Source organism: Nioella sediminis, assembly GCF_001879695.1.
GTDB lineage: Bacteria > Pseudomonadota > Alphaproteobacteria > Rhodobacterales > Rhodobacteraceae > Nioella > Nioella sediminis.
Genome location: NZ_MNBL01000092.1, coordinates 1 through 7,035 on the forward strand (window position 1 = coordinate 1; position 7,035 = coordinate 7,035).

Genomic DNA, 7,035 nt, shown 5'->3' on the forward strand with positions numbered 1-7,035 from the left:
TTCCAAGCTATAGCGCCGGGGTGATCAGTTCATTGACCGAAGCAAAGCGGGCGTCAGGCGCGGTCAGGGACAGCACCGCCTCGCGGATCGCCTCGGCTCGGGTCTGACCCAGGACCGGACCGGCGAAAGCCATGTATTTCTCACGGATCGTTTTCGCATCGAAAGGCGCATCCGGCCCGCCCGAGGCGTTGAGATCGCCCGAGGCGTAGACGGACCCATCCTGCATCTCGATCTCGATATCGGCCCACCGACCCTGCGCCGGGAACTTCGCCTGGTGCCGTTCCTCCACCGCTCCCTCGGTCAGGGCCACCAGCCGCGCAACACGGGGGTCAGACAACCCCTCGCCGGAAATCTGGTCGAGCCCGATATGGCCCTCGACCAGCATCCAGGCCACCGGGAAGGCCAGCGCGTATTGCGCGCGGGCCGAGTGGTCGGGCATGCCGGGATAAAGCGCGATCGATTCCGCGAAGCTGCGGATGGTGATGCGGGCGATCTTTTCGTGGTCGATCCCGTGGCGTGCGCGCAGCAGTTTCGCGCCGTCAATGGGGGCATGGGCCCACCGGCAGATCGGGTAGGGTTTCACATATTGCAGCTCGGTCTGCCAAAGCTGCCCCAGATCGGCCCAGTGGGACGCGACTTCGGGCGCCTCCAGCGTGATGGCCGGTGCACCGGTGAAGCCCATCTCGGCCATGATGACCGACGACAGTCCCACCAGCGCGCCCATCCCCGACCCGTCATGCAGCATGGTGGGATTGGCGATCTCGCGCATCATCTGGCTGCGGGGGCCGTGATATTCCGCGATGCCGAGCGCGTGGCGTAGCTGTTCGTCCGACAGGCCGCGCAGCCGGGCGGCCAGCGCCACGACGCCAAGGGCATTCCACGCACCCGAGGTGTGGTAGTCGCAGGCGCTGGCATGCAGCGCGGTGCCTGCCCGTCCCGCCACTTCGTAGCCTATGACAAGGGCGGCCAGCGCCTCGCGGCCCGTCAGCCCCGGCAGGTGCTGCGCCAGAACCGAGAGCGCGGGCACCACGGCCACGCCGATATGCCCCTTTGTGGGGTTGTAGCCGTCATGGCCGTCGAGATTGTCAAGCTGCGTGGCCGCCGCGAAGGCCGCCCCGGCGAGGCTTGCGGGACGCCCGTCGAACAGCATCGGCGCCGACATGGCCGGGTCCGACGTGCCGTAGAGCGCCAGTGTGGTGTCGCGGGCGATCTGGCCCGCCTGCATCGGGGTGGCGGCCGCGCAGATGCCGAGCGTGTCGAGCAGGAGGAGCGCGGCGCGCTCCATCGTGCTTTGCGGGATGGCGTCGGGCCGCCCGCGCAGGGCGAAATCGGCAAGCCGGGTGAAGGCGGCGGAGGGGGTCGGGATGGCAATGGACATGGGGGGCGTTCCTGTTGTGCACAAGAACAGGGTAGCGGCGGGACGGACGGCGCCGGTTGCCGGGTGGCGACGCGGAAGGGCCCCGTTTGGTCGGTTTCAGCCCTTCGCCGTGGCGAAGGCGACGACCGCCTCGACCAGTATGTCGAGCGTGTCGATCACCCGCGCTTCGGCGCTTGCGGCCTCTGCTATCAGCGAGAATTCAGAACAGCCGACAAGCTGCGTTTCCGCGCCCATGGCGAGCAAGTCTTCTGACGCCGCGCGCAGGATGTTGCGCGCCTCGACCGTTGCGCCATTGGCCTTGATGATGCGGATCGCGTGCAGCAGCGGCGCGTCATCTGTCAGCCAGACCGGGGTCGCGCCGACCTTTTCCAGAGCCCTGTCGAAAACACCGGTGATCCGCGTGGCGGGCGAGGCGAGGATACCTACCCGACCAGCGCCCGCCCGGTCCGCCGACAGCGTGACCATGTTCAGGAGCGGGATCTCGACGGCGGCGGTGATGCTGGCGGCGTAGGAATGGGCGGTGTTGCAGGGCATGGCGAGCGCCTCGGCCCCGCCGGTTTCCAGCCGCCGGGCCATCTCTGCCAGCACCGGGGCGGGATCGCCGCCGGTGCCCTCGATCAGATGCGCGATGCGCGAGGGCACCTGCGGGTTCATGTCGATGAGCAGAGGGATGTGATCGGAATCATCCTCGGCGGCCACGGCATCAAGCAGCCGTTGCTGCATCAGGATCGTGGCCTCCGGCCCCATGCCGCCAAGGATGCCGATCCGCCGCATGGCTCAGCCCCGGAAGGCGAAGTCGTAGCCGAAGAGCCCGACCGCCCCGCCGGTATGCAGGAAAACGATGCGCTGCCCTTCGAATTCCCCCTTGCGGGCAAGGTCGATCAGCCCCGCCGCGCCCTTGCCGGAATAGACCGGGTCCAGCAGGATGCCCTCCAGTTCCGCGAACATGCGGATCGCCTCCAGCCCGCTTTCCGTGGGCAGGCCGTAGCCCTCGCCCACGTAATCGGTATTGGCCATCACGTCCTCGCGCGCGACGATGCCGGGGCAGCCCAGTTTCTCGGCTGTGCGGCAGGCGAGGTCATAGACCATCTGTTCCTGCTTCGGTTGCGGCGCGCGGGTGCCGATGCCGAGGACGGGAATGCCCGAATTGATCGCCTTCATCCCCGTGACCAGCCCGGCTTGCGTGCCCGACGATCCCGTCGCATGGACCACCCGGTCAATGACCAGCCCACGGTCATTGGCCTGACCCACCAGTTCGAAGGCGCAGTTGACGTAGCCAAGCGCGCCCGTGGGGTTCGAGCCGCCACCGGGGATCACGTAGACGGTCTTGCCCTTGGCGCGCTCGGCCTCGGCGGCCTTCTCCATCTCGGCGGGCATGTCGGTGCCGCCGGGGAATTTCTCGGTCGTGGCGCCGTGCAGGTGGTCGAGCAGCACGTTGCCGTTGCCGTTGTAATTGTCGTTGTTGTAGCCGGTGCGGTCTTCCAGAAGGATATGGCAGTCCATCCCCAGTTTCGCAGCGAAAGCGGCGGTCTGACGTCCGTGGTTCGTTTGCGTCGCGCCCTGGGTCATCACCGTGTCGGCACCCATCTCGACCGCTTCGGCCATCAGGAATTCCAGTTTGCGGGTCTTGTTGCCGCCGGTACTCATCCCCGTGCAGTCGTCGCGCTTGATCCAGATCTCGCAACCCAGTTCCTTCGACAGGCGCTCCATTGGTTCCAGAGGGGTGGGCAGGTGCGCGAGGTGCAGGCGGGGGAAACGGGCGAGATGCATGGGCGTGGCTCCGGGCTTTGCGTTCGGCGCGGAGCGTAGCGCTGTCCCTGTCGCGGCGTCCAGAGCGTTCTGATACGCGTAAGGGGTTTATTTCCATCAGGTTTCGCGCAACTTAAGATCGGTTTCCAGAGCTCTTAACTTGCGCGGGGGAAGGCCTTTGCAAAGGCCTTTCAACGGCCTTGCAAGGCCGTTCCCCGCGCGTCGCTCAGGCCGGAGTGCTGCGGCGCAACAGGTAGATATCCATGATCCAGCCATGCGCGGCGCGGGCCTCTGCGCGGGTCTTGACGATTTTGTCGGTAACTTCGGAAACCGCGCCGGACAGAGAAATCTCGTTGTCCATTCCGGCATAGCCCGTCCACCAGATCCGCAGCCCCTCGGGGTCCAGCGCCCGAAAGCTCAACTCGCCATCCAGCATCACCACCGCCGTATCCGCTCCGTCGGGAAACCCGTTGTCGCGGATCTGGCGGCCGGTGGTGACGACCACGGGGCCATTGATCTCGTTCAAAGGAATGGCATGGGCCGCTGTCAGCGCCTGGATCGAGGTGATGCCGGGGATCACTCGGGTCTTAAGCGGCAAAAGCGCCGCCACCCGCTCCGCGATCCGGAGCGTCGAATCGTAGAGCGAGGGGTCGCCCCAGACGAGGAAGGCCACCCGGGTGCCGTCACCCAGATGGGTGCGGATCGTCTCAACCCAGATCGCGGCAATCGCATCGTGCCAGGCGTCCACGCGGGTGTGGTAATCGGCAATCGCGGGGTCGCGCACCGGCAGGGCGAACTCCACCACTTTCGTTGCCGGGTCGGTCAGCACATCGGCGCAGATCTGGCGGCGCAGGCCCGCAAGGTCATCCTTCTCCGCCCCCTTGGTGGGGATCAGGATCAGGTCGGCCGCATTGATCGCGTCGATGGCCTGCAGGGTCAGGTGACGCGGGTTGCCGGTGCCGATGCCGATCAGGTCGAGCGCGATCATGGGGGCCTCATGAAAAATGCCCCCCGGGGGTAGCCGGAGGGCATGGGGATTGTCCAGCGGTTCAGGCCGCGTCGGGGTCAGGGGCGGCGAAGCGGGCTGTGAGCCAGCCAAGCAGCGCCCAGACCGCCAGTGCCACGCCCAGAACGCGTGCCGAGAACTCGGCGGCCAGTTCCGGCGGCGCGTAGCCGTAGAACTCGTCCAGCACCGGGGCGCCGATGGCGTGTGGAAGCGCCACAAGCGTAGCCCCGGCGATCACGGTCAGCACACCACGGCCATAGCCAATGAGGGCCAAGCCGCCTGCGGTCGCCACCACGGTGCCCAGCCACCAATACTGGCGCAGGGTGATATCCGCCCCGATCGCACCGGGCAGTTCGGGGGCGAGCCCCATGGCCGGGGACAATTGGAACGCGGCAAAGCCTGCAATGCCCCAAAGCACGCCTTCCTGCGGGGTGATCGTGCGGCCAAACAGGCCAGCCACTTGATAGCCGGCCACGAGAACCAGCCCGTAGCCCGCATAGATGAGCCCGGTGAACAGAACGGTCAGCAGGTTGCGCGTGAAGGCAGAGCCCTCGCTCGCCCCGCCATGACCACCATGGTCGTCATGACCTGCTTCCTCGCCATGGCCCATCGGCTCCCCGAAATGGACCAGTTCGCCGGATTCATAGAGTTCTGCATGCAGGATGATGTCCTGCACGAACGCGAAATGCAGCACGGTTGCAAACAACCCTGCTGCAAAGCCGGCGATCAGCCCGCCGGCCAGCATACGCATCAACATGGGATGTAACGTGCCGCTGCCTTAGTGGCAGGGGAAGCCCGTTGCGTGGCGCATGTCATGGGCGGCGTCGTGCAGCACGGCCGACTGTGCGTGGCCTGCGAGGAACAGGACGCCCGCGCCCAGAAGCGCGACGAATAGGATGCTGAGGACCTTGGACTGCGTGGCGGAGCCGGTGGCAATCAGTTGCGACATTTTCATTTCTCCTTGCCGTCACACCCGACGGCATATCTGGTTTCACGTTTCGTGGCCGGTCTCCTGACTCGCGGGTCACAGCCGAGCCTTTCCCCTTCCCACCGGCGCCGGAAAGCCCCGGCAGTGGGTTCATGAAAGGCCGCTCGCCGCTCACAGTCGCGGGGGCGGTCGGGGCTATGGGCGCCGCAACTTGGTCCGCCCTTTCCCCGTTCCCGTTTCAGCCCCGATGCTTCGCACCATTGGGACACCACGGATTCAGTATGCCGTTGGCGCGGCGCTTGGGTCAATGTCGAAAACACGCGCGGTTGCGCCCGAAAACGACCTAGCTGGGAAATTCCACGCCTCAGCCCGGAATGCGGGCGATGGCCTTGAGCCGCAGGTCGCCGATCACGCGGGCATCGGGAAAATTCCCGTCGCTTGAGTCGGCGTAAAGCGGCAGGAATGCCAGGATCAGCGGCAGGTCTGCTTCGGTCAGATCGCCGAAGAGATAGGCGGTTTTTCCGGGCGCGCGGACGGAGAGCGTCGAGGGGCGCGGGCAGCCTGACATGCAGTCCACCGTGTTGACTGTCGAGGTTGGCGTATCGGGCAGGGCGGAACGCAGTCTCTCCGCGAAACCGGATTGGCCAAACGCGCAACTGGTGCAGACAGTCAGCGTGATCTCAGACATCGCCATCGGCCAGCGGTCCGTAAAGGATCAACCCGGGCAGCTTGCTGTCGGAAGTCAGCAACTCCTGCGCCAGTTCTGCCACGGTGGAGCGGTGGAGCCGCTGGTTCTCGGTCGAGACGGATTCGGCATAGAGCGCGGGCGTGTCGGCGGGCAGGCCCAGATCCACCAGCCGGTCCACCAGCCCCGCAAAGGTGCGCTTGCCCATATAGACCACGGTGGTCGCGCCGGGATCGGCCAGGGCCTTCAGATCGAGCCCCTCGGGAAGCGCGCCGGTCACGTCATGGCCGGTGACGAACTGTACTCGGCGGGCAGTCAGGCGGCGGGTGAGCGGAATGCCTGCGGCAGCAGCGGCGGCGGAGGCGGAGGTGACGCCGGGGATGATCTCATACGGGATGCCCTCGGCACGCAGCGCGGTGGTCTCTTCCTCCAGCCGCCCGAAGATGCCGGAATCGCCGGATTTCAGGCGCACCACCCTCTGGTCGATGCGCGCGTAATCCACCAGCAGGCGGCTGACATGATCCTGTTTGGGCGAGGGACGGCCCGCCCGCTTACCCACGCCAATGAGGTCGGCGCCCTCGCGGGCATGGGTCAGGATCGGGCCGGAGCTGAGATCGTCGAACAGCACCGCATCGGCGCGCGCCAGCCGGTCGACCGCCTTGAGGGTCAAAAGCTCGGGGTCGCCCGGGCCGGAGGAGACGAAACTGACGAAACCGGTCATGTTACCGCGTGGCCTCCGCGATCAGGTGAAAGAAGGTGCCGGTGGCATGGCCCCGGTGCGATCCCGTCTCGGGCACCGCCGCGCCGCCTGCATCGACCACCTCGGCCAAGGGGGCGTCGGGCTGGTCGAGGATGGTAGAGTAGTGGAACTCGTGCCCCCGCAGCCGCGCGCCCGCCGCATGGCCGGGCATGGCAGTTTGCAGCGTCGCCAGCCGGTAGCCCAGATGCATCTTGCGCTTTTCATAGGAGGTCACAAGGCCAAGCAGCCCCGCCATCTCGTGCCGCATGCCCTCCTTGTCGATCAGCGCCGTTCCCATGGCCATGTAGCCGCCGCACTCGCCATGGACCGGGCGGGTGTCTGCGAAGGTTTTCAGGCCGGTGCGGAACCTTGTGGCGGCAGCCAGTTCTCCCGCGTGCAGTTCCGGGTAGCCACCCGGCAGCCAGCAGATATCGGCGCTGTCGTCTGGGGCCTCATCGTTGAGGGGCGAGAAGGGCAGGATCTCTGCCCCCGCCCGCCGCCAGCCGTCGAGTTGATGCGGGTAGACGAAGGAAAACGCCCCGTCGCGGGC

General features: G+C 66.7%; 8 protein-coding genes, 1 pseudogene and 1 riboswitch. All 9 genes and pseudogenes read right to left on the bottom strand.

Going from position 1 to position 7,035, the window contains the following annotated elements; translation table 11 throughout:
• Nucleotides 1–7: 7 nt before the first annotated feature.
• The gene (locus BKY26_RS12135) at nt 8–1,378 is read right to left on the bottom strand and encodes an MmgE/PrpD family protein (RefSeq protein WP_071690655.1); all 1,371 of its coding nucleotides are present in this window, start codon (nt 1,376–1,378) and stop codon (nt 8–10) included.
• Between the two features lie 96 nt (nt 1,379–1,474).
• Nucleotides 1,475–2,152, bottom strand: a complete 678-nt coding sequence (cuyB, locus tag BKY26_RS12140) for a cysteate racemase (protein WP_071690656.1) — start codon at nt 2,150–2,152, stop codon at nt 1,475–1,477.
• A gap of 3 nt (nt 2,153–2,155) precedes the next feature.
• Nucleotides 2,156–3,148 (bottom strand): D-cysteate sulfo-lyase, encoded by a 993-nt coding sequence (gene cuyA, locus BKY26_RS12145; RefSeq protein WP_071690657.1) that lies wholly within the window; start codon nt 3,146–3,148, stop codon nt 2,156–2,158.
• A gap of 205 nt (nt 3,149–3,353) precedes the next feature.
• The gene (gene cobF, locus BKY26_RS12150) at nt 3,354–4,115 is read right to left on the bottom strand and encodes a precorrin-6A synthase (deacetylating) (RefSeq protein ID WP_071690658.1); all 762 of its coding nucleotides are present in this window, start codon (nt 4,113–4,115) and stop codon (nt 3,354–3,356) included.
• 61 nt (nt 4,116–4,176) lie between these two features.
• The gene (locus BKY26_RS12155) at nt 4,177–4,884 is read right to left on the bottom strand and encodes a CbtA family protein (protein ID WP_245764452.1); all 708 of its coding nucleotides are present in this window, start codon (nt 4,882–4,884) and stop codon (nt 4,177–4,179) included.
• 27 nt (nt 4,885–4,911) lie between these two features.
• Nucleotides 4,912–5,082, bottom strand: coding sequence for a CbtB domain-containing protein (locus BKY26_RS12160; protein ID WP_071690660.1), 171 nt, complete (start codon nt 5,080–5,082; stop codon nt 4,912–4,914).
• Nucleotides 5,083–5,118: 36 nt separating this feature from the next.
• Nucleotides 5,119–5,349, bottom strand: a riboswitch (cobalamin riboswitch).
• A gap of 76 nt (nt 5,350–5,425) precedes the next feature.
• The gene (locus BKY26_RS12165; RefSeq protein WP_071690662.1) at nt 5,426–5,749 is read right to left on the bottom strand and encodes a DUF1636 family protein; all 324 of its coding nucleotides are present in this window, start codon (nt 5,747–5,749) and stop codon (nt 5,426–5,428) included.
• Nucleotides 5,742–6,467 carry a uroporphyrinogen-III C-methyltransferase gene (cobA, locus tag BKY26_RS12170; RefSeq protein ID WP_071690661.1) on the bottom strand — a complete coding sequence of 242 codons (726 nt, stop codon included), beginning with the start codon at nt 6,465–6,467 and terminating at the stop codon, nt 5,742–5,744. The genes BKY26_RS12165 and cobA overlap by 8 nt, the downstream gene beginning before the upstream one ends.
• Nucleotide 6,468: 1 nt before the next feature.
• Nucleotides 6,469–7,035: pseudogene (locus tag BKY26_RS12175) on the bottom strand (cobyrinate a,c-diamide synthase); the annotation flags it as partial.